The 20,558-nt window shown below is 40.1% G+C and carries 18 protein-coding genes, 1 tRNA gene, 1 rRNA gene and 1 other RNA gene; 20 read left to right on the top strand and 1 reads right to left on the bottom strand.

Going from position 1 to position 20,558, the window contains the following annotated elements; genetic code table 11:
- Positions 1–132 precede the first annotated feature (132 nt).
- The 17 genes from rrf (at position 133) to D8836_RS11495 (ending at position 15,938) form a co-directional block, all read left to right on the top strand.
- Positions 133–248 (top strand): 5S ribosomal RNA (rrf, locus tag D8836_RS10315).
- A 5-nt stretch (positions 249–253) separates the two neighbouring features.
- Positions 254–327 (top strand) — tRNA-Asn (locus tag D8836_RS10310).
- A gap of 380 nt (positions 328–707) precedes the next feature.
- Entirely contained in the window at positions 708–944 is a 237-nt protein-coding gene (gene comW, locus D8836_RS10305; RefSeq protein ID WP_084925929.1) for a sigma(X)-activator ComW, read from the top strand.
- A gap of 230 nt (positions 945–1,174) precedes the next feature.
- Positions 1,175–2,461 carry an adenylosuccinate synthase gene (locus tag D8836_RS10300; protein ID WP_004237599.1) on the top strand — a complete coding sequence of 429 codons (1,287 nt, stop codon included), beginning with the start codon at positions 1,175–1,177 and terminating at the stop codon, positions 2,459–2,461.
- A gap of 199 nt (positions 2,462–2,660) precedes the next feature.
- Positions 2,661–3,128 carry a tRNA adenosine(34) deaminase TadA gene (tadA, locus tag D8836_RS10295; protein ID WP_125393926.1) on the top strand — a complete coding sequence of 156 codons (468 nt, stop codon included), beginning with the start codon at positions 2,661–2,663 and terminating at the stop codon, positions 3,126–3,128.
- Between the two features lie 32 nt (positions 3,129–3,160).
- Positions 3,161–3,258, top strand: an RNA gene (ffs, locus tag D8836_RS10290) — signal recognition particle sRNA small type.
- 56 nt (positions 3,259–3,314) lie between these two features.
- Positions 3,315–3,758, top strand: coding sequence for a dUTP diphosphatase (locus D8836_RS10285; RefSeq protein ID WP_049544018.1), 444 nt, complete (start codon positions 3,315–3,317; stop codon positions 3,756–3,758).
- Between the two features lies 1 nt (position 3,759).
- Entirely contained in the window at positions 3,760–4,299 is a 540-nt protein-coding gene (locus D8836_RS10280) for a histidine phosphatase family protein (protein ID WP_125393925.1), read from the top strand.
- A 13-nt stretch (positions 4,300–4,312) separates the two neighbouring features.
- Entirely contained in the window at positions 4,313–5,674 is a 1,362-nt protein-coding gene (radA, locus tag D8836_RS10275) for a DNA repair protein RadA (protein ID WP_125393924.1), read from the top strand.
- Between the two features lie 72 nt (positions 5,675–5,746).
- A complete protein-coding gene (locus D8836_RS10270) occupies positions 5,747–6,244 on the top strand; it encodes a beta-class carbonic anhydrase (RefSeq protein WP_125393923.1) in 498 nt (165 codons plus the stop codon).
- A 22-nt stretch (positions 6,245–6,266) separates the two neighbouring features.
- Positions 6,267–7,082, top strand: coding sequence for a PrsW family intramembrane metalloprotease (locus D8836_RS10265; protein ID WP_125393922.1), 816 nt, complete (start codon positions 6,267–6,269; stop codon positions 7,080–7,082).
- Positions 7,083–7,227: 145 nt separating this feature from the next.
- Positions 7,228–8,196 (top strand): ribose-phosphate diphosphokinase, encoded by a 969-nt coding sequence (locus D8836_RS10260; RefSeq protein WP_000010158.1) that lies wholly within the window; start codon positions 7,228–7,230, stop codon positions 8,194–8,196.
- A gap of 118 nt (positions 8,197–8,314) precedes the next feature.
- Positions 8,315–9,274, top strand: coding sequence for an Rpn family recombination-promoting nuclease/putative transposase (locus tag D8836_RS10255; protein WP_125393921.1), 960 nt, complete (start codon positions 8,315–8,317; stop codon positions 9,272–9,274).
- 374 nt (positions 9,275–9,648) lie between these two features.
- Positions 9,649–10,629, top strand: a complete 981-nt coding sequence (locus D8836_RS10250) for an N-acetylmuramoyl-L-alanine amidase family protein (RefSeq protein WP_049544006.1) — start codon at positions 9,649–9,651, stop codon at positions 10,627–10,629.
- Positions 10,630–10,774: 145 nt separating this feature from the next.
- On the top strand, positions 10,775–12,100 hold the full coding sequence (locus tag D8836_RS10245) for an N-acetylmuramoyl-L-alanine amidase family protein (protein WP_049544004.1): 1,326 nt from the start codon (positions 10,775–10,777) through the stop codon (positions 12,098–12,100).
- A 143-nt stretch (positions 12,101–12,243) separates the two neighbouring features.
- Positions 12,244–13,869, top strand: a complete 1,626-nt coding sequence (locus D8836_RS10240; protein ID WP_060627308.1) for an N-acetylmuramoyl-L-alanine amidase family protein — start codon at positions 12,244–12,246, stop codon at positions 13,867–13,869.
- 215 nt (positions 13,870–14,084) lie between these two features.
- Positions 14,085–15,938: an LPXTG cell wall anchor domain-containing protein gene (locus D8836_RS11495; protein WP_260468288.1), complete on the top strand. Its 1,854-nt coding sequence runs from the start codon at positions 14,085–14,087 to the stop codon at positions 15,936–15,938.
- Between the two features lie 140 nt (positions 15,939–16,078).
- On the opposite strand, the gene D8836_RS10225 is transcribed toward D8836_RS11495, so the two are convergent.
- Positions 16,079–16,978 carry an Rpn family recombination-promoting nuclease/putative transposase gene (locus tag D8836_RS10225; protein ID WP_125393920.1) on the bottom strand — a complete coding sequence of 300 codons (900 nt, stop codon included), beginning with the start codon at positions 16,976–16,978 and terminating at the stop codon, positions 16,079–16,081.
- A 147-nt stretch (positions 16,979–17,125) separates the two neighbouring features.
- Here D8836_RS10225 and polA point away from each other — a divergent pair, with 147 nt between their 5' ends.
- The 3 genes from polA to D8836_RS10210 form a co-directional block, all read left to right on the top strand.
- Positions 17,126–19,759, top strand: a complete 2,634-nt coding sequence (gene polA / locus D8836_RS10220; protein ID WP_125393919.1) for a DNA polymerase I — start codon at positions 17,126–17,128, stop codon at positions 19,757–19,759.
- Positions 19,760–19,843: 84 nt separating this feature from the next.
- Complete coding sequence (locus D8836_RS10215; RefSeq protein ID WP_125393918.1) at positions 19,844–20,281, top strand: CoA-binding protein; 438 nt, start codon at positions 19,844–19,846, stop codon at positions 20,279–20,281.
- A gap of 178 nt (positions 20,282–20,459) precedes the next feature.
- Positions 20,460–20,558: transposase (locus D8836_RS10210; protein ID WP_185761614.1), on the top strand; the 99-nt coding region annotated here is incomplete at its 3' end.

Genomic DNA, 20,558 nt, shown 5'->3' with positions numbered 1-20,558 from the left:
GGAAGTGTGGCGACACATGTAGCGGACTAATACTAATAGCTCGAGGACTTATCCAAAGTAACTGAGAATATGAAAGCGAATGGTTTTCTTGGTTTGAATAGATATTCAATTTTGAGTAGGTATTACTCAGAGTTAAGTGACGATAGCCTAGGAGATACACCTGTACCCATGCCGAACACAGAAGTTAAGCCCTAGAACGCCGGAAGTAGTTGGGGGTTGCCCCCTGTGAGATATGGAAGTCGCTTAGCTTTAATCCGCCATAGCTCAGTTGGTAGTAGCGCATGACTGTTAATCATGATGTCGTAGGTTCGAGTCCTACTGGCGGAGTAGTTAAGAAAAAGAGGTTTGGTCCTCTTTTTTTATTTAATTAATAATCTATTTAGTGTTATTTGATGTGAGATATTTTTGCTGAGTAAAGTTTCAGAGCCCTCCGTTTTCGAGCAGGGAGATCTTTTTAGGACTTTAATCGAGGGTATCGAAGAGGCTAAACGTGGCGGACTGTAAATACGCTCCTTCTAGGGATTCGAATCCTTCCGCTTCCATTATCTTAATTTTTGAAATTTAGGTAGTAGATTTCCTCCTATTCTGTCAACTTTTCCTATTTGTTATCTTTTTGAGGTTAGTATTTGAGCAATTCAGGATTTGATAATAACTGTTTATAATTTTTTGTTAGAATAAGCTTATAAAAAGTAAAGGAGTGTATGCTTATGTTACAAAAAATTTATGAGCAGATGGCGGATTTTTATAGAAATATTGAAGAAGAGTATGGTACGTTCTTCGGAGATCATTTTGACTGGGAACATTTTCATTTTAAATTTTTGATTTATTATCTTTTCCGATATAGCATTGGGACTCATCGGGATTTTATTGTTTACCATTATCGTGTTGCTTATCGTTTGTATCTTGAAAAATTGATAATGAAACAGGGTTTTGTTGCTTGTTGAGACAATATGAGTTAATTTCCGAACAAATTTAACTTTTTGTGGGAAAATAATGATAAATAGCCGGAATTTTTTCTAAAACTTTCTTTAATAGTTGGAAATAGCAAATCTTTTTATTGTTTCTTCTTGATAAAAAGGCGATTTTTTCTTATAATAAATTGTAAGATATAATTGCAGGTGAGAGTCCTGCCATGTATGTGAGAAAGGAAGAGCCTGAGGGCTCAGACAAGATTATGACTTCAGTTGTTGTTGTAGGTACCCAATGGGGTGATGAAGGTAAAGGGAAGATTACAGACTTTCTTTCAGCGAATGCAGAAGTGATTGCACGTTACCAGGGTGGTGATAATGCAGGTCACACGATTGTGATCGATGGTAAGAAATTTAAGTTGCACTTGATTCCATCTGGAATTTTCTTCCCTGAAAAAATCTCTGTTATTGGGAATGGTATGGTTGTAAATCCTAAATCTCTTGTAAAAGAGTTGAGCTATCTTCATGAGGAGGGTGTGACAACTGATAACTTGCGTATTTCTGATCGCGCGCATGTTATTTTGCCTTATCATATCGAGTTAGACCGTTTGCAAGAAGAAGCTAAGGGCGACAATAAGATTGGTACTACAATTAAAGGAATTGGTCCAGCTTATATGGACAAGGCTGCTCGTGTTGGGATTCGTATCGCAGATCTTTTGGATAAAGATATTTTCCGTGAGCGTTTAGAACGTAACCTTGCTGAAAAGAATCGTCTTTTTGAAAAATTGTATGATAGTAAAGCGATTGATTTCGATGATATTTTTGAAGAATATTACGAATATGGTCAACAAATCAAGAAATATGTGACAGACACATCTGTTATTTTGAATGATGCGCTTGATAACGGTAAACGTGTGCTTTTTGAAGGTGCACAAGGTGTTATGCTAGATATAGATCAAGGTACGTATCCATTTGTTACGTCATCAAACCCTGTGGCTGGTGGTGTTACGATTGGTTCTGGTGTTGGTCCAAGTAAGATTGACAAGGTTGTTGGTGTATGTAAAGCCTATACGAGTCGTGTAGGAGACGGTCCTTTCCCAACTGAGTTGTTTGATGAAGTGGGAGAACGTATCCGTGAAGTCGGTCATGAATATGGTACAACAACTGGTCGTCCACGTCGTGTGGGATGGTTTGATTCAGTTGTGATGCGCCATAGCCGTCGCGTTTCTGGTATTACTAACCTTTCATTGAACTCTATCGATGTTTTGAGTGGTTTAGATACTGTGAAAATCTGTGTGGCCTATGATCTTGATGGTCAACGTATTGACTACTATCCAGCTAGTCTTGAGCAATTGAAACGTTGCAAGCCTATCTATGAAGAGTTGCCAGGTTGGTCAGAAGATATTACCGGAGTTCGTAATTTGGAAGATCTTCCTGAGAATGCGCGTAACTATGTTCGTCGTGTGAGTGAATTGGTTGGAGTTCGTATTTCTACTTTCTCAGTAGGTCCTGGTCGTGAACAAACAAATATTTTAGAAAGTGTTTGGTCCTAAGAGATTTTTAAGATTTATTTAAGATAGGTCGGATATACTATAGACAGTTACAAGAAGACCTCCTAACTTGTTGTAACAAATATCCTAAACTTTTCTTTTTCATAATAATCTCCCTATAAAGTCACCGCATTCGGTGGCTTTTTTTGTCTTGGGATTCATGATATAATAATAAAATCGACAAGTAGGAAAAGGGAAATTGATGAATTATACAGTTGAAGAAAAAGAAGTCTTTATGAGAGAGGCATTGAAAGAGGCTGAGATTGCTCTTGAACACGATGAAATTCCAATTGGTTGTGTGATTGTCAAGGACGGAGAAATCATTGGCCGTGGGCATAATGCGCGTGAGGAACTGCAGCGAGCGGTTATGCATGCGGAAATTATGGCCATAGAGAATGCGAATCTGAGTGAGGAAAGCTGGCGCTTGCTTGATTGCACGCTTTTTGTGACCATTGAGCCTTGTGTCATGTGTAGTGGGGCGATTGGCCTCGCCCGTATTCCAAACGTGGTCTATGGGGCTAAAAACCAGAAATTTGGCGCTGCTGGGAGTTTGTACGGTATCTTGACAGATGAGCGTCTCAATCATCGTGTGGAGGTTGAAACGGGAATTTTGGAAGATGAATGCGCAGCTATTATGCAGGACTTTTTTAGAAATAGACGGAAAAAATAATTTTGCTTTTAAAATGAATAGGAATGTGATATAATAAATAGTGGAGCAACAGTTCTGCGTGAAGCGGGTCAGGGGAGGAATCCAGCAGCCCTAAGCGATTTGAATTGTGTGCTCTTTTTTTCGTGCTTTTTCCGAATAAATAAGATAGAATAATCTAGAATAAATGATAATAGAAAAGAGAAGATGATGAAAATTCGTGGTTTTGAATTGGTTTCTAGTTTTATAGATGAGAATTTATTGCCAAAGCGTGAGACAGCGCATGCGGCTGGTTACGACTTAAAGGTTGCTGTGCGTACAGTTATCGCTCCAGGAGAGATTGTATTAGTTCCGACAGGGGTTAAGGCTTATATGCAACCGACTGAGGTCCTATACCTCTATGATCGTTCTTCAAACCCTCGTAAGAAGGGTTTGGTTTTAATTAACTCGGTTGGGGTCATTGATGGGGATTATTATGGAAATCCTGGGAATGAAGGGCATATTTTTGCTCAGATGAAGAATATCACAGACCAAGAGGTTGTTCTTGAAGTTGGAGAACGTGTTGTCCAGGCTGTCTTTGCTCCTTTCTTAATTGCAGATGGAGATGTGGCAGACGGTGTACGGACTGGTGGTTTTGGTTCGACAGGGGACTAGGATGAAGATTATCTTTGTACGTCACGGGGAGCCAGATTATAGTATGCTTGATAAACTTGAAAATCCGCAATTCTATAGTGGTTTTGGTCGTGATTTAGCACCATTGACAGGAAAAGGTCGCAGTCTGGCAAAAGAAGTTGCTAAAACTGCATGTTTTGGAAAGGCAGAGATTATTATTTCATCGTCTGTGACGAGAGCTTTAGAAACAGCCCATTATATAGCGGTTGAAACAGGATTGGACTTATTTGTGGAGCCGTTTTTTCATGAGTGGCGTCCAGACTTAGATAGTACTAACTCTGATTTAACTAGTGTATTGGTAGCTCATGAATATTATCTAAAACATCAAGGAGGTTTACCTGAAGATTCTCCTTATCGCTATGAAACTGCTCTGGAGATGCGTCATCGTTTTTTAAGAACTTTGGAAAAATATAAAAATTATAAAACTATTATCATTGTAACTCACGGAATGCTCATGCGTCAGTTTGTGCCAAATGAGAAGATTGATTTTTGCCAAGTGATTGAGTGTGAGTTAGAGATATAGAAAGAGGTTTATCATCGCAAAGAAAAAAGCGACATTTGTATGTCAAAATTGTGGGTATAATTCCCCTAAATATCTGGGACGTTGTCCTAACTGTGGGTCTTGGTCTTCTTTTGTAGAAGAGGTTGAGGTTGCCGAGGTCAAGAATGCGCGTGTGTCCTTGACAGGTGAGAAAACCAAGCCCATGAAACTGGCTGAGGTGACTTCTATCAATGTCAATCGAATCAAGACGGAGATGGAGGAATTCAATCGTGTACTTGGAGGAGGAGTGGTACCGGGAAGTCTCGTTCTTATCGGTGGGGATCCTGGGATTGGGAAATCAACCCTTCTTTTACAAGTCTCAACCCAGCTGTCTCAAGTGGGAACGGTTCTCTATGTCAGTGGGGAGGAGTCTGCCCAGCAAATCAAGTTGCGAGCGGAACGCTTGGGAGATATTGATAGCGAGTTTTATCTCTATGCAGAGACCAATATGCAGAGTGTTCGAGCTGAGGTGGAGCGCATCCAACCAGACTTCCTTATTATTGACTCTATCCAGACCATTATGTCTCCTGAGATTTCAGGGGTGCAGGGATCTGTTTCTCAAGTGCGTGAGGTGACGGCTGAACTTATGCAGCTGGCCAAAACCAATAACATTGCCATCTTTATCGTAGGTCATGTGACCAAGGAAGGAACCTTGGCTGGTCCTCGTATGCTAGAGCATATGGTGGATACGGTGCTTTACTTTGAAGGGGAGCGTCACCACACTTTTCGTATTTTAAGAGCGGTCAAAAACCGTTTTGGTTCCACTAATGAGATTGGGATTTTTGAGATGCAGTCGGGCGGTTTGGTTGAGGTCCTCAATCCGAGTCAAGTTTTCCTAGAAGAGCGTTTGGATGGAGCAACTGGTTCATCAATCGTTGTGACCATGGAAGGGACGCGTCCGATTTTGGCGGAGGTTCAGGCCTTGGTAACACCGACCATGTTTGGAAATGCCAAGCGTACGACGACGGGACTTGACTTTAATCGTGCTAGCTTGATTATGGCTGTTTTGGAAAAACGGGCAGGTCTTCTCTTGCAAAATCAGGATGCCTATCTCAAATCTGCTGGTGGTGTCAAATTGGATGAACCTGCCATTGACTTGGCTGTTGCAGTTGCTATTGCTTCGAGCTACAAGGACAAGCCAACTAATCCTCAGGAATGTTTTGTAGGAGAGTTAGGCTTGACAGGAGAAATTCGGCGTGTGAATCGTATCGAGCAGCGTATCAACGAAGCCGCTAAGCTGGGATTTACCAAGATTTATGTACCGAAGAATTCTTTGACAGGAATCACTCCGCCTAAGGAAATTCAGGTCATTGGCGTGACAACGATTCAGGAAGTTTTGAAAAAGGCTTTTGCTTAATCTGTGACAAATCCTTTTAAAAATGATAAGATAGGAGAAATATTTGACTATCAAATTTTCGAGGAGGAAATCGTGTCGTATTTTGAACAGTTTATGCAAGCCAATCAGGCTTATGTTGCCCTACATGGGCAGTTAAATCTGCCACTTAAACCCAAAACTAGAGTAGCCATTGTGACCTGTATGGACTCACGTTTGCACGTTGCGCAAGCTTTAGGTTTGGCACTTGGGGATGCTCATATCTTGCGGAATGCAGGTGGCCGAGTGACTGAGGACATGATTCGTTCTCTGGTTATTTCCCAGCAACAAATGGGGACAAGAGAGATTGTGGTATTGCACCATACAGACTGTGGTGCTCAGACCTTTGAAAATGGTCCTTTTAAGGAGTATCTGAAAGAGGAACTAGGTGTCGATGTGTCAGACCAGGACTTCTTGCCCTTCCAAGATATAGAGGAGAGTGTACGTGAGGACATGCAACTCCTTATCAAGTCCCCCCTAATACCAGATGATGTCATTATCTCTGGTGCTGTCTATGATGTGGATACAGGAAGTATGACCGTCGTAGAATTATAAAACGATTTTTAGAAAGAAGTGTATGAAGAAAAACAGCGTTTTATTTATTTTTATTTTATTACTATGTATTGGTTTACAGTATGAAACCATCTATTATATGGATGGTTCGATGTCAGGTGCGGAATATGGCCTAATGGGAGTTTCTATCTTTCTAGCTCTCTTTTACATGATTCCGGCTCTTTATTTCCTTTTCCGTATTGGGAAAAAATGGGAATTGCCAAAGAACGCCTTGATCTTGTCTTTATTGGGTGGGATGTTCCTTTCGGGTTGGTTGTCTAGCTTTGCGAATACCTATATCCATGATTTACTGGGTGTGCTTTTCCCAGATAGTGCATTTTTAAATGCCTTTGAAAGTGCGATTGTGGCTCCTTTGGTAGAAGAACCCTTGAAATTATTGCCACTTGTTTTTGTTTTAGTTTTGGTTCCTGTGCGAAAATTAAAATCTTTGTTTTTACTAGGCATTGCTTCTGGTTTGGGATTCCAAATGGTTGAGGATATTGGCTACATTCGTACGGATTTGCCAGAGGGTTTTGACTTTACTATTTCGAGAATTTTAGAGCGTATCATCTCAGGAATTGCCTCTCACTGGACTTTTTCAGGTCTGGCTGTAGTAGGTGTTTATTTGCTTTACAGAGCCTATAAAGGACAGAAGGTTGGCAAGAAACGGGGGCTTATTTTCCTAGCTTTAGCCTTGGGAACTCATTTCTTGTTTAACTCTCCTTTTGTTGAATTGGAGACAGAGTTGCCTTTAGCGATTCCAGTGGTTACGGCTATTACTCTCTATGGTTTTTATCATGCTTATCGTTTTGTTAAGAAGCACAATGAGTTGATGAACTAGAATATTTTTCAAAAGAATGATGCAGGGGCACAAATATGCTGTCCTTCTTTTATTTTTGATTGAAAAATAGTGTAAAAAGCGCTACAATGGTAGATGGAAAAATCTTGTGAAAAGCACAAGCGATACATATATACCGGAGGAAATCATGTCTTTTTCTGATTTAAAGCTGTTTGCCCTTTCTTCTAATAAAGAATTGGCAGAACGTGTGGCGCAGGAGATTGGGATAGAGTTGGGGAAATCAAGTGTTCGCCAATTTTCAGATGGAGAGATTCAGGTCAATATCGAAGAATCAATCCGTGGGAAACACGTCTTTATCCTACAATCAACTAGTTCGCCTGTAAATGACAATCTGCTTGAAATTTTGATTATGGTGGATGCTTTGAAGCGTGCGAGTGCAGAATCTGTCAATGTTGTCATGCCTTACTATGGGTATGCACGTCAGGATAGAAAGGCGAGAGCGCGTGAGCCAATCACTTCAAAACTTGTCGCAAATATGCTTGAAGTAGCTGGAGTGGATCGTTTGTTGACAATCGACTTGCATGCTGCACAGATTCAAGGATTCTTTGATATTCCTGTGGATCACTTGATGGGAGCTCCTCTGATTGCAGATTATTTTGAGCGTCGTGGCATGGTTGGTTCTGACTATGTGGTTGTCAGCCCAGACCATGGAGGGGTGACTCGTGCCCGTAAGTTGGCAGAATTTTTGAAAACATCTATTGCTATCATTGACAAACGTCGTAGCGTTGATAAGATGAATACTAGTGAAGTCATGAACATCATCGGTAAGGTTGAAGGTAAGACTTGTATCTTGATTGATGATATGATTGATACTGCTGGAACGATTTGTCATGCGGCGGATGCTCTTGCGGAAGCTGGTGCTGTTGAAGTTTATGCAAGCTGTACGCATCCAGTTCTTTCTGGTCCTGCTATGGACAATATCCAAAAATCAGCTATCAAGAAATTGGTTGTTTTGGATACTATCTATCTGCCAGAAGAGCGTTTGATTGACAAGATTGAGCAGATTTCAATCGCTCATCTCCTAGGAGATGCTATTGTACGTATCCATGAAAAACGCCCACTTTCTCCACTTTTCAGTATTGAGAAAAAGATTTAATGACCAAGCCTGAGATGATTCTCAGGTTTTTTTCATCTCTTTTCCGAATAAATAGATAGAGCCAGAGAATCTAGGAAACCTAGATTTAAAACTGTGGTATAATAAAAGGAGGAAGAGGATGATTCTAAGACATCCGGGCATCAGCCCGACCAATGACTTGGTTGCTAAGAAAATCTTTAGCAATCCAGAAATTACTTGTCAATTTATTCGCGATATGCTGGATTTGCCAGCAAAAAATGTGACCATTTTGGAGGGAAGCAATATTCACGTATTACCCTCCATGCCATATTCAGCGCAGGATTTCTATACCAGTATAGATGTTTTGGCGGAGTTGGACAATGGCACGCAAGTAATCATTGAAATTCAGGTGCATCATCAGAATTTTTTCATTAATCGTTTATGGGCTTACTTGTGCAGTCAGGTCAATCAAAATCTCGAAAAAATTCGTCAACGAGAAGGTGATACACACCAGAGTTACAAACACATCGCACCAGTATATGCTATCGCTATCGTGGACAGCAATTACTTCTCGGATGATTTGGCTTTTCATAGCTTTAGTATGCGCGAGGACACGACAGGTGAGGTTTTAACCATAACCAATAATGGACAAGAAAATCATCTGGTCAAGATGGCGTTCTTGGAATTAAAAAAATACAGAGAAACCAGCAAAGACGAGGTTCGCAAACCGTGGTTGGAGTTTTTTGGGAATAAACCCTTTACCCAAGAACCAGAGCGAGTCATCAGCCAAGCAGACCAACTGCTAGACTACAAAAGCTGGTCCGAGGAGGACAGGAAAATGTTTAGTGAACAACGCAGGCGTGAGGAGCAAGCATTGTTAGCACAGGACTATGCCTTGGAGACAGCTAGGGCAGAGGGGCTGGAACAAGGTATTGAACAAGGTTTAGAGCGTGGACGAGCTGAGGGGATTGAACAGGGACTGGAGCGTGGGAAAGTTGAAGGAAGGGAAGAAGGAAAACTCTTTGCTTTCCTAGACATGGTTCGACAAAATCTTCTGACACCAGAGGTAGCCAGTCAGCAATTAGGCATGACGGTCGCAGAGTTTGAGGCCTTGCTATAAGGTCACATTTTAAATAGTAGAAAGTTTATAAAATGGCAAGTTATTATCAAAAAACTTGTCATTTTTGCTTGACATTTCGAAGGGGTTATAGGATAATACTACAGAAGTGAGTTCTGTCCAACTGTCTATGTGGATTAGATATGAATGATTTTACTCAAGGATCAAAAAATTGTGAGATTTTCACTTGAATATAGGATATTTTAAGCGTATTCACTCTCGCAAAGTTGTTTTTTTCACCTTTTTTTCTAAAAATGGGTAAAAACTTTAAAAAGTAGAAGAAAACCCTTGACAAATCCTGCAAATATTTATATACTGTATGGTAGTAAGATAGTCTTACGAAAAATATTTTAAAGAAAAACAAAGGAGATAAAACGATGAAAAAAGTTTTATTGACAAGCGCAGTCGCTCTTGCAGCATTTGGTGCTGTACAAGCTGTTTCAGCTGATGGTAACAACGGTTATAGTACTGGTCGTGTAAACCCACTTACTGGTAAAATCGACCAAGCTAACTATAGCGGAAACACAGTTGTTTCAGCTCACACTGGTGTAGTTGCTGATGCTGACCAATACAAACCAGCAACTCCAGCTACAAACCCATACGCTGTAAGAAATCGTATCGGTAAAGATGGTAAGGTTTTACCAGATGTATTTGGTAATGGTACTCATGTTCGTGTACATGTTAAAGATGTCCAAGGTAACCCTGTAGCAGGTGTTAAAGTAGCTGCTTTAGTATACAAAACACCAGAAGACTTTGACAACTACAAAAAACCAGCTTTAATTGAAGGAACTACTGACGCAGCAGGTGATGTTGAGTTTGCTGTTGAAAACGGTGGTTATGTAGTTTACCGTGTTGATCAAGCTCCAAAAGGTTACTTTGTTCCTGCTAATCTTACAGTAGGTACTCTACTTGATGCAGAAGAAGTTGTACGTGAAGGTTCAGACATGTTTGTTAACGGTGAGTTGACAATCGAAAAAACTGACACTTATAACGTTGCTCGTACTGAGTGGGTTCAAGGTGAAAACGGATGGCACTACTTCGACAACAACAAACAAGCTACTGGTTGGAAACAAGTTGACGGTAAATGGTACTTCTTTAACGCTGAAGGCGTAATGCAAAAATGGTGGGTTAAAGATGGTAACACTTGGTACTACCTAAACGGTTCAGGTGCTATGGAAACTGGTTGGTTGCAAGACGGTGGCAAATGGTACTTCCTTGAAGCATCAGGTGCTATGAAAGCTAGCCAATGGTTTGAAGTTGCTGGTAAATGGTACTACGTTGACGGTTCAGGTGCCCTTGCAGTTAACACAACTGTAGGTGGATACACTGTAAACGGAAACGGTGAATGGGTTAAATAATCTAGTTTAATCAAAAAAGCAGAAGATTTCTTCTGCTTTTTATTTTTTACATAAAAAGTTCAGTTTTTCTTAGAATTTTTTTAAAAAATAAGATACAATAAAGCTAGGTTTATCACCTAAATTTTTAAAAATGGAGAATATTCAAATGAAGAATAAAAAAGCTTTAGCTCTAGCATTAGCTAGTCTAACAATGGCAAGTGCAGCAGTTTTGACAAGTTATTCTGCTACTACTGCTAGTCCAGTAAGTGCGGAAGAAGTTGTTTATAGAACTGAGTGGGTCACAGTGATTAATGGGCGCTCACAGGAGCGTAAGACAGTTTTTTATGAAGATGGTAATCAACCTATTTCAAAACATCCATCAATTGATGGTTTTGAATACCAACGTACTTTTGTTGAAGGTGGGAGAAAATATTACCTATTTGTTGAAAAAGGAACAAAGATTGAAGATCATGTAAATGATCCAGATGCTCCAGTTAGTGAATTAAATACTCAGGGTTATAAGACGTCTGACAAGGATGTAAAATGGCGTGAGTCAGCTGGGAATCGTTATCTTTACTATAAAGGAAACCCTGTAAAAGGTTGGGCAAATGTTGATGGTAAAACTTACTATTTTGATAGTGAAGGTGTTATGGCTCACGGAGTACTTGAAAACACCTCTGAACGTTACTATCTAGATGGACAAGGTGTTAAGAAAACTGGTTTCATTAAAGTAGGAGAAAAAACCTATTATTTTGTGTCAGATGGAGCTCGTAAGACAGAAGTTGTTACCGATAATGGTAAAACTTATTTTGTCAAAGATGGTGTTGTGACAACTGGAGCTCATAAAGTTGGGGCAAAATGGTACTTCTTTGCTGAAGATGGCACAACCAAGTCAGGTATTGTAAAAGACAGTGCTGGTAAATGGTATTACATCACAGCAGAAGGTGAACGTAAGACTGGTCTTATCAAGGATGCTGGAGATAAGTATTACTATGTTACTGAAGAAGGTGAGCGTAAGTTCGGTGAAATCACTGTTGATGGTAAAACGTACTTCTTGACAGATGATTCTGATACTAAAGCTGGCTGGAACAAAGTTGACAATCATTGGATTTATGTAAATAAAGAAGGTAAACGTCAAGTTGGTTGGCTTAAAGATGGTGGTAAATGGTACTATTTTAACGCTGAAGGCATCATGCAAAAATGGTGGGTTAAAGATGGCAACACTTGGTACTATCTAAATGGTTCAGGTGAGATGCAAACTGGCTGGTTGCAAGATGGTGGCACTTGGTACTACCTAAATAGTTCAGGTGCTATGCAAACAGGTTGGGCTAAAGTAGGTGATTCATGGTACTACCTCAAAGGCTCAGGTGCTATGGTAACTGGTTGGTTCCAAGTTGGTGGTAAATGGTACTATGCTTATAGTTCAGGTGCCCTTGCAGTAAGTACTACAGTCGATGGCTACTATGTAAATGCCAACGGTGAATGGGTATAAAATAACAAAGAGAGTGGTTTGAACTGCTCTCTTTTTGTTACTCTTAAATATTTCTACACTTTTTATGTTTTTTATTGCATTTATTATAGGAAAGGGATATAATTTAGATAAATTTATTATCTTAATACAGGAGGATTTTTTCTATGAGAAAAACACTAACAGGTATCTTGCTAGCTACTTCAGTGCTAGCGATGGCTACGGTCCAACAAGTAAAAGCTGCTGAAACAGGGGCAACAACGACTTCAACAACTTCTACGGTTAAAGAAGTCCACTATGCAACATTTAAAAATGGTGGACCTGTAGATATCAAAACTGCACTAACAGGATCTGCTGTGACAGCTGCATCTATTGAGAATCACCCTGAAATTGCAAATTATATCTATACTTCTAGTAGAGAAGAGAATGGTATTATGTATCATATGTATGCGCCAACTGCTACAACAGGTACTACGAATTCTGGTACTCAGACCAATCCATACCATAGAGATAACAACCAAAACAATGGTAGCACTAGTAATACTAATGGGAACAATAACCAAAATGGTACTGGTACAAACAATAATAGTGGCTCAACAACTTCTAACTCTTCTGTCAAAGCAGTTCGTTTTGTAGAATATAAACCTGGTAGTGATGTTCCAGTTGATATTAAAGATCCACGTACAGGATCTGCAGCTTCTGATACCAGTCGTCTGGATATTGCCAACTATACTTATGTTAATGGTGAATTAAAAGGTGATACACTTTACCATATTTATCGTTCAAATTCAACGACTAATACTAACCAAAATAATAGTAATAATCAAAACCAGTCTACTTCTGCAGGTCAATTCAAAACGGAGAACGGGAAGGTCTACTATATTAAGGACGGCAAAAAGGTTACCGGCTGGCAAAAAATTGATGGTAAGACTTACTACTTTGAAGCTGATGGAGCTATGAAAAAAGGTCTATTGACTGCAGGTGATAAGCAATACTACCTAGATGAAAAAGATGGTTTCAAACAGTTAGGATTTGTAAAAGTTGCTGATAAGGTTTACTATTTTGTTGAAAATGGTGATAAGAAAACTGGCTTTATCAAAATTGATGATAAAACTTACTATCTAAAAGAAGGTGTTCGTCTAACAGGGGATATTACAGTAGACGGGAAACATTATTTCTTAGATGAGGAAGGTGTCCTTAAACCAGGTATTGTTTTAATTGATGGTAAAAAATTCTTCATCGATGATGAGGGAAATCGTCATGTTGGATGGAAGAAAATTGGACTGGATTGGTATTATTTCTCTAAAGAAGATGGAATGAAGACAGGTTGGGTCAAAGATGGGTCATGGTATTACTTGGATGAAACTGGTGTGATGAAAACTGGCTGGAAACAAGTTGATGGTAATTGGTACTATCTTAACGGCTCAGGTGCTATGGAAACTGGCTGGAAATTTATAAATGGCAGCTGGTATCATTTTGATAGTTTAGGTAAAATGGGTACTAGATGGATAAAAGACAATGGTACATGGTATTATCTTGACGGTTCAGGTGCTATGCAGACAGGCTGGAAATTTGTAGATGGCAATTGGTATTACCTCAATGCTTCAGGTGCTATGCAGACAGGTTGGTTGAACCAAGGTGGAACATGGTATTATCTTGCTAGTTCAGGCGCTATGAAGACAGGTTGGTTCCAAGTAGCTGGTAAATGGTATTATTCATATTCTTCAGGAGCTTTGGCAGTTAATACTACAATTAATGGGTATACTGTGAATGCTAATGGTGAATGGGTTTAATTTTAAGTAATTAAATCAAAGCAGGGGAGAAATCTCCTGCTTTTTAGCTTTTTTGGCTCTTTGTCAACTGTAGTGGATTGAAGAANAGATAAGATTTAGAAAGGATAAATTTTTCCAGTTTAAATGAATTAAAAGGGTTTATTTATATTGCTTGCTTATGACATTAAGAAACGTTATAATGGAAAGGAATATATTATAAAAAAGAGGTTTTTAAAATGGATAAAAAGAAAATAATTTTAACTAGCTTGGCTAGTGTTGCTATGTTGGGATCCGCATTTATTGCTTCTCAACCGTCAGTTGTAAAAGCTGCAGAAGAAACTACAGCTCAAAATGAAATTTTAGCTAATTTTGATCAAGCTTTAGAAGAAACTATTAAAGAATTAGAAGAAGAAGCAAAAAATGATCCAGGATCAGCTGAAAGTATTAAAGAGACAATTGCAAAATTAAAAGCAGAAGCAGCTAAAGAGAGAGCTAAAATCGAGGATGGGTTCAAGACAGGGAAAACCGCAGAAGCTACTGAAAATGAAATAGAAGAAATTGCTAAAAAAGAGGAAGCAGAAGAGGAAGAAGCAGCTAAAGCAGAGGAAGCAGCTCAAAAAGAATTTTTAGCGAATTTTGATAAAGCGTTAGAAGACGCAATTGCAGAATTAAAAAAAGCGGATACTCAAAATAATCCTGAATTAGCAAAACAAGTTGCAGAGGCCATTACAAAATTAAAAGCAGAAGCAGCTAAACAGAAAAAAGAAATCGAGGATGGTTTCAAAAATGGTTTAACTGTAGAAGAAGCTGAAAAAGCAATTGATGATGCAAATAAAAAAGCTGCGGAAGAAGCAAAAGCAGAAGCAGAAGCAAAAGCAAAACAAGACGAGTTCTTAGCAAATTATGATAAAGCATTAGAAGAGGCTGTCAAAGAATTAGAAAAAGCTGAAACGAATAGTCCAGAAGAAGCAAAAGCAAAAGCTGACACAATTGCAGCGTTAAAAGCAGCATCAGACGCAACAAGAAAACAAATCGTAGAAGGNTTCGAAAAAGGATTAACTGTAGAAGAAGCAGAGAAATTAATCGATAAAGCAAATGAGAAAGCTGCAGAAGAAGATAAAGAAGCGGCAGCAAAAGNAAAAGCAGCACAAGACGAGTTCTTAGCAAATTATGATAAAGCATTAGAAGAGGCTGTCAAAGAATTAGAAAAAGCTGAAACGAATAGTCCAGAAGAAGCAAAAGCAAAAGCTGACACAATTGCAGCGTTAAAAGCAGCATCAGACGCAACAAGAAAACAAATCGTAGAAGGCTTCGAAAAAGGATTAACTGTAGAAGAAGCAGAGAAATTAATCGATAAAGCGAATGAGAAGGCTGCAGAAGAAGATAAAGAAGCGGCAGCTAAAGAAGAAGCAGCGCAAAAAGAATTCTTAGCTAATTATGATGCAGCATTAAAAGCAGCAATTGCAGAGTTAGAAAAAGCTGAAACGAAGAATGATCCTGAATTAGAAAAACAAAAACAGGAAGTAATTGAAAAATTAAAGGAAGAAGCAGCTAAAAAGAGATCTGACTTTGTGAAACGATTCAAAGAAGGCTTAACTGCAAAAGAAGCAGAAAAAGAATTAGATGCGGCAAATAAAAAAGCTGAAGAAACTACAAATCCCGCTCCTGCTGAGGAAAATAAACCAGCTGAACAACCTAAATCAGAAAAAGGTGAAGCTTTAGTTCAAGAAGAACTTCCAGAGTATCCTGAAATTAAAAAAGTAGGTGATAGTACAGGTAGCCCAACTAAAGAAGAAGGTAGACAAAGTGATAACACAGCTGTAAATGAACCTGCACTTGTACCAAAAACACCATCAGCTCCTGGAACAGATGCTTCAGCTACACCAACAGCTGAGACACCATCAACTCCTGCGGTCGCACCAACTGTAGCAGGTACTAGCCAAGATAACACTTATCAAGCCCCAGCTGCGAAAGCAGATGATAAGAAAGAACTTCCAAATACTGGTGGAAAAGATAATGTTGCAATTGCATCATTAGGATTCCTTGGATTGCTCCTTGGTGCCCTTCCATTTGTGAAACGCAAAAACTAATTAGTTGAAGATATAAAAGAGAAGGATTTATGACCTTCTCTTTTTGTGATATGGACTATAGTGAGAGTTCTGTTGAAAAGAAGAAAAAAGTGAACAAAACGATGTTTCAGCTTTGTTCACTTTTATGTTATTCTATAAACTTACAATAGTGCCTCAAATTCAGCGACGGTCATGCCCAACTGCTGGCTGGCAACCTCGGAAGTCAGGAGACCTTGGCGAACCATGTCTAAGAAGGCAAAAAGTTTCCCTTCTTCCCTTCCTTCAACCTTCCCACGCTCTAAGCCTTTTTCTTCAGCTTGTTCCAAGGCATAATCCTGAGCCAATAACGCTTGTTCTTCACGCATACGTATTTGACTAAACATTTTTCTGTCCTCCTCGGACCAGCTCTTATAGTCCAGAAGTTGGTCTACCTGACTGCTGGCTCGCTCGGGTTGTTGGGTAAAGGGCTTATTCCCGAAAAACTCCAACCAGGGCTTGCGAACCTTATCTTTGCTGGTTTCTCTGTATTTTTTAAGTTCTAAGAAAGCCATCTTTACTAGATGATTTTCTTGTCCATTGTTTGTAATTGTTAAAGCCTCACCTGTCGTGTCCTCGCGCATACTAAAGCTATGGAAAGCCAAGTCATCTTGGAAGTAGTTGCTATCCACGATTGTGATAGCGTATACTGGTGCGATGTGTTTGTAACTTTGATGAGTATTGCCTTCTTGCTGACGAATTTTTTCAAGGTTTTGATTGACCTGACTGCACAGGTAAGCCCATAAACGATTAATGAAAAAATTCTGATGATGAACTTGGATTTCAATGATTACTTGAGTGCCATTGTCCAACTCCGCCAAAACATCTATACTGGTATAGAAATCCTGCGCTGAGTAGGGCAGGGAAGGCAAGACGTGAATGTTACTTCCCTCCAAAATAGTCACATTTTTTGCTGGTAAATCTAGCATATCGCGGATAAATTGACAAGTGATTTCTGGATTATTAAAGATTTTCTTAGCAACCAAATCATTGGTTGGGCTGATGCCCGGATGACGTAATGCCATACTCTTTCTCCTTTCATTATAGCACATTTTCAAATCTAGGTTTACTGGATTCTTTGGCTCTATCTATTTATTCGGAAAAAGTGTGAAAAATATTGGGTATCGCTCTTCTCAATGGTATTTTTTGGTGCTTTCCTTTATAATGGGTGTATGGATAAGAAAAAATTATTATTGATTGATGGGTCTTCTGTTGCTTTTCGGGCGTTTTTTGCCCTCTATCAGCAGTTGGACCGTTTTAAGAATGCGGCTGGTTTGCATACCAATGCGATTTATGGTTTCCAGTTGATGTTGAGTCATTTATTGGAGCGGGTTGAGCCTAGTCATATTTTGGTGGCCTTTGATGCGGGAAAGACCACCTTCCGTACTGAGATGTATGCGGACTATAAGGGAGGTCGGGCTAAGACTCCAGATGAGTTTCGGGAGCAGTTTCCTTTTATTCGTGAGTTGCTAGATCATATGGGGATTCGTCACTATGAGTTGGCCCAGTATGAGGCGGATGACATTATTGGGACACTGGATAAACTAGCAGAGCAGGATGGTTTTGATATTACCATTGTCAGTGGGGACAAGGATTTGATTCAGCTGACGGATGAGCATACGGTGGTTGAAATTTCCAAGAAAGGTGTGGCTGAGTTTGAGGCTTTTACGCCAGAATATCTCATGGAAAAGATGAGCATTACACCGGCTCAGTTTATCGATCTCAAGGCGCTCATGGGTGATAAGTCGGATAATATCCCTGGGGTTACCAAAATTGGTGAAAAGACGGGTATCAAGCTCTTGCTGGAGCATGGCTCGCTTGAGGGAATTTATGAAAATATCGATGGGATGAAGGCTTCTAAGATGAAGGACAATCTCATCAATGATAAGGAACAGGCTTTTTTGTCTAAAACACTGGCGACCATTGATACCAAGGCACCGATTGCGATTGGTTTGGAGGATTTGGTCTATAGTGGTCCAGATGTGGAAAATCTTGGGAAATTCTACGATGAGATGGGCTTCAAACAGCTCAAGCAGGCTTTAAATGTGTCGTCAGCTGATGTGGCTGAGAGTTTGGATTTTACTATTGTTGACCAAATCAGTCAAGATATGCTGAGTGAAGAGTCTATCTTCCATTTTGAGCTTTTTGGTGAGAATTACCATACGGATGATTTGGTTGGTTTTGCTTGGTCTTGTGGAGATAAGCTCTATGCCACAGACAAGCTTGAGCTGTTGCAAGACCCGATTTTCAAGGCCTTTTTAGAAAAAACACCTTTGAGGGTGTATGACTTTAAGAAAGCTAAAGTTCTCTTGCATCGTTTGGGTGCGGATTTGCAGGCGCCTGCTTTTGATAGCCGATTGGCTAAATACCTCCTTTCGACTGTGGAGGACAATGAAATTGCGACCATCGCTAGTCTTTATGGTCAGACTTATTTGGTTGATGATGAGACTTTCTATGGTAAGGGAGTCAAGAAGGCCATTCCTGAACGCGAGAAATTCTTAGAACATTTGGCACGTAAACTTGCCGTTTTGGTCGAAACAGAACCTATTTTGCTTGAAAAACTCAGTGAAAATGGACAATTAGAGCTTCTTTATGATATGGAGCAACCTCTGGCTTTTGTCCTTGCCAAGATGGAAATTGCTGGAATTACGGTTAAGAAAGAGACCTTGCTTGAGATGCAGGCAGAAAATGACCTTGTTATTGAAAAACTAACTCAGGAGATTTATGAGCTGGCTGGTGAGGAGTTTAATATCAACTCGCCTAAGCAGTTGGGGGCACTTCTTTTTGAAAAATTGGGACTTCCTCTAGAATACACTAAGAAAACCAAGACTGGATACTCGACAGCGGTGGATGTCTTGGAGCGCCTTGCTCCGATTGCTCCGATTGTTAAGAAAATCCTCGACTACCGTCAGATTGCTAAGATTCAGTCTACTTATGTGATTGGCTTGCAGGATTGGATTTTAGCTGATGGAAAGATTCATACTCGCTATGTGCAGGATTTGACCCAGACTGGGCGTTTGTCTAGTGTGGATCCAAACTTGCAAAATATTCCTGTGCGTTTGGAGCAGGGGCGTCTCATTCGGAAGGCTTTTGTACCCGAGTGGGAGGATAGTGTGTTGCTCAGTTCGGATTATTCACAGATTGAATTGCGCGTTTTGGCGCATATCTCTAAGGATGAGCACTTGATTAATGCCTTCCAAGAGGGGGCAGATATCCATACTTCGACAGCCATGCGGGTCTTTGGCATTGAACGTCCTGAGGATGTGACTGCAAACGACCGTCGCAATGCCAAGGCAGTTAACTTTGGGGTGGTTTATGGAATCTCAGACTTTGGCTTGTCTAATAATCTGGGTATTAGTCGTAAGGAAGCCAAAGCCTATATTGATACCTACTTTGAACGCTTCCCAGGTATTAAAAACTACATGGATGAAGTGGTGCGTGAGGCGCGTGATAAGGGCTATGTAGAGACCCTCTTCAAGCGTCGTCGTGAGTTGCCAGATATCAATTCGCGCAACTTTAATATTCGTGGTTTTGCGGAGCGGACAGCTATCAACTCTCCTATTCAGGGTTCGGCAGCAGATATTCTCAAGATTGCCATGATTCAGCTGGATAAAGCCTTGGTTGCAGGTAGTTATCAGACTAAGATGCTGTTACAAGTGCACGATGAAATCGTACTTGAAGTTCCTAAATCTGAATTGGCAGAGATGAAAAAATTGGTCAAACAAACCATGGAAGAAGCCATTCAACTCAGTGTTCCCCTCATCGCAGATGAAAATGAAGGTGCAACCTGGTACGAGGCTAAATAAAAAGGGGGCTAGTTCTCCTTTTTTGTAGTAGAATTATGCAAGCCTTTTCAAATTGTGCTATACTGATGAAAAAGGAGGATTTCTATGAGTCAAGAATTTATCAATCCAAGTGATGGCGTGATTCGTCAGTATCTCGCAACGAGTAAAACCCTTGCTGTGGTGGGCTTGTCAGACCGTGAGGAAACAACGAGCAATCGAGTGACCAAGGAAATGCAGGCTCGGGGTTATAAAATTATCCCTGTCAATCCCAAGGCGGCAGGTGGCGAAATCTTGGGTGAAAAGGCTTATGCCAGCCTCGCTGAGATTCCTTTTCCTGTAGACATTGTCAATGTTTACCGTCGTAGCGAGTTTCTGCCAGATGTGGCGCGTGATTTTCTCAAGGTTGATGCTAAGATTTTTTGGGCACAGCTGGGGCTTGAAAGTATAGAAGCGGAAGAGATCTTGCGTGCTGGTGGATGTGATGACATCGTGATGAATCGCTGTATTAAGAGAGAACATACACGCTTAATTCTTGAGCAATAAAAAGGTAGCCAGTAGGCTACCTTTTGTGTTATGTGACTATTAGTCCGTCTCGCTCCGTTAGGTGCGAGACAAAACAACCACCCGCTATGCGGGTGCGCGTCGAAGGTTATACCAAAAAAACTCCGAACGCGATACAATAAAGGTGTTCAAGCCAATTGTAAAGCGAAAGGAGAAAAATATGGCACAAAAGGCTCATAGTTTATCGCACACAAAGTGGCACTGTAAGTATCACATTGTGTTCACCCCTAAGTATAGACGAAAAGTCATCTATAATCAA

Source organism: Streptococcus mitis, assembly GCF_003942995.1.
Lineage (GTDB): Bacteria > Bacillota > Bacilli > Lactobacillales > Streptococcaceae > Streptococcus > Streptococcus mitis_CV.
Note: the sequence above shows the minus strand (reverse complement) of the source record. Positions and strands in the feature narration are given on the sequence as shown.

Coding starts and splice junctions, on each gene's coding strand:
- D8836_RS10250 (WP_049544006.1), top strand. CDS start 9,649: ATGAAAAAAGTTTTATTGACAAGCGCAGTCGCTCTTGCAGCATTTGGT.
- D8836_RS10280 (WP_125393925.1), top strand. CDS start 3,760: ATGAAGATTATCTTTGTACGTCACGGGGAGCCAGATTATAGTATGCTT.
- D8836_RS10225 (WP_125393920.1), bottom strand. CDS start 16,978: ATGGCATTACGTCATCCGGGCATCAGCCCAACCAATGATTTGGTTGCT.
- D8836_RS10265 (WP_125393922.1), top strand. CDS start 6,267: ATGAAGAAAAACAGCGTTTTATTTATTTTTATTTTATTACTATGTATT.
- D8836_RS10300 (WP_004237599.1), top strand. CDS start 1,175: ATGACTTCAGTTGTTGTTGTAGGTACCCAATGGGGTGATGAAGGTAAA.
- D8836_RS10260 (WP_000010158.1), top strand. CDS start 7,228: ATGTCTTTTTCTGATTTAAAGCTGTTTGCCCTTTCTTCTAATAAAGAA.
- D8836_RS10215 (WP_125393918.1), top strand. CDS start 19,844: ATGAGTCAAGAATTTATCAATCCAAGTGATGGCGTGATTCGTCAGTAT.
- comW (WP_084925929.1), top strand. CDS start 708: ATGTTACAAAAAATTTATGAGCAGATGGCGGATTTTTATAGAAATATT.
- D8836_RS10285 (WP_049544018.1), top strand. CDS start 3,315: ATGAAAATTCGTGGTTTTGAATTGGTTTCTAGTTTTATAGATGAGAAT.
- tadA (WP_125393926.1), top strand. CDS start 2,661: ATGAATTATACAGTTGAAGAAAAAGAAGTCTTTATGAGAGAGGCATTG.
- D8836_RS10245 (WP_049544004.1), top strand. CDS start 10,775: ATGAAGAATAAAAAAGCTTTAGCTCTAGCATTAGCTAGTCTAACAATG.
- polA (WP_125393919.1), top strand. CDS start 17,126: ATGGATAAGAAAAAATTATTATTGATTGATGGGTCTTCTGTTGCTTTT.
- D8836_RS10255 (WP_125393921.1), top strand. CDS start 8,315: ATGATTCTAAGACATCCGGGCATCAGCCCGACCAATGACTTGGTTGCT.
- D8836_RS10240 (WP_060627308.1), top strand. CDS start 12,244: ATGAGAAAAACACTAACAGGTATCTTGCTAGCTACTTCAGTGCTAGCG.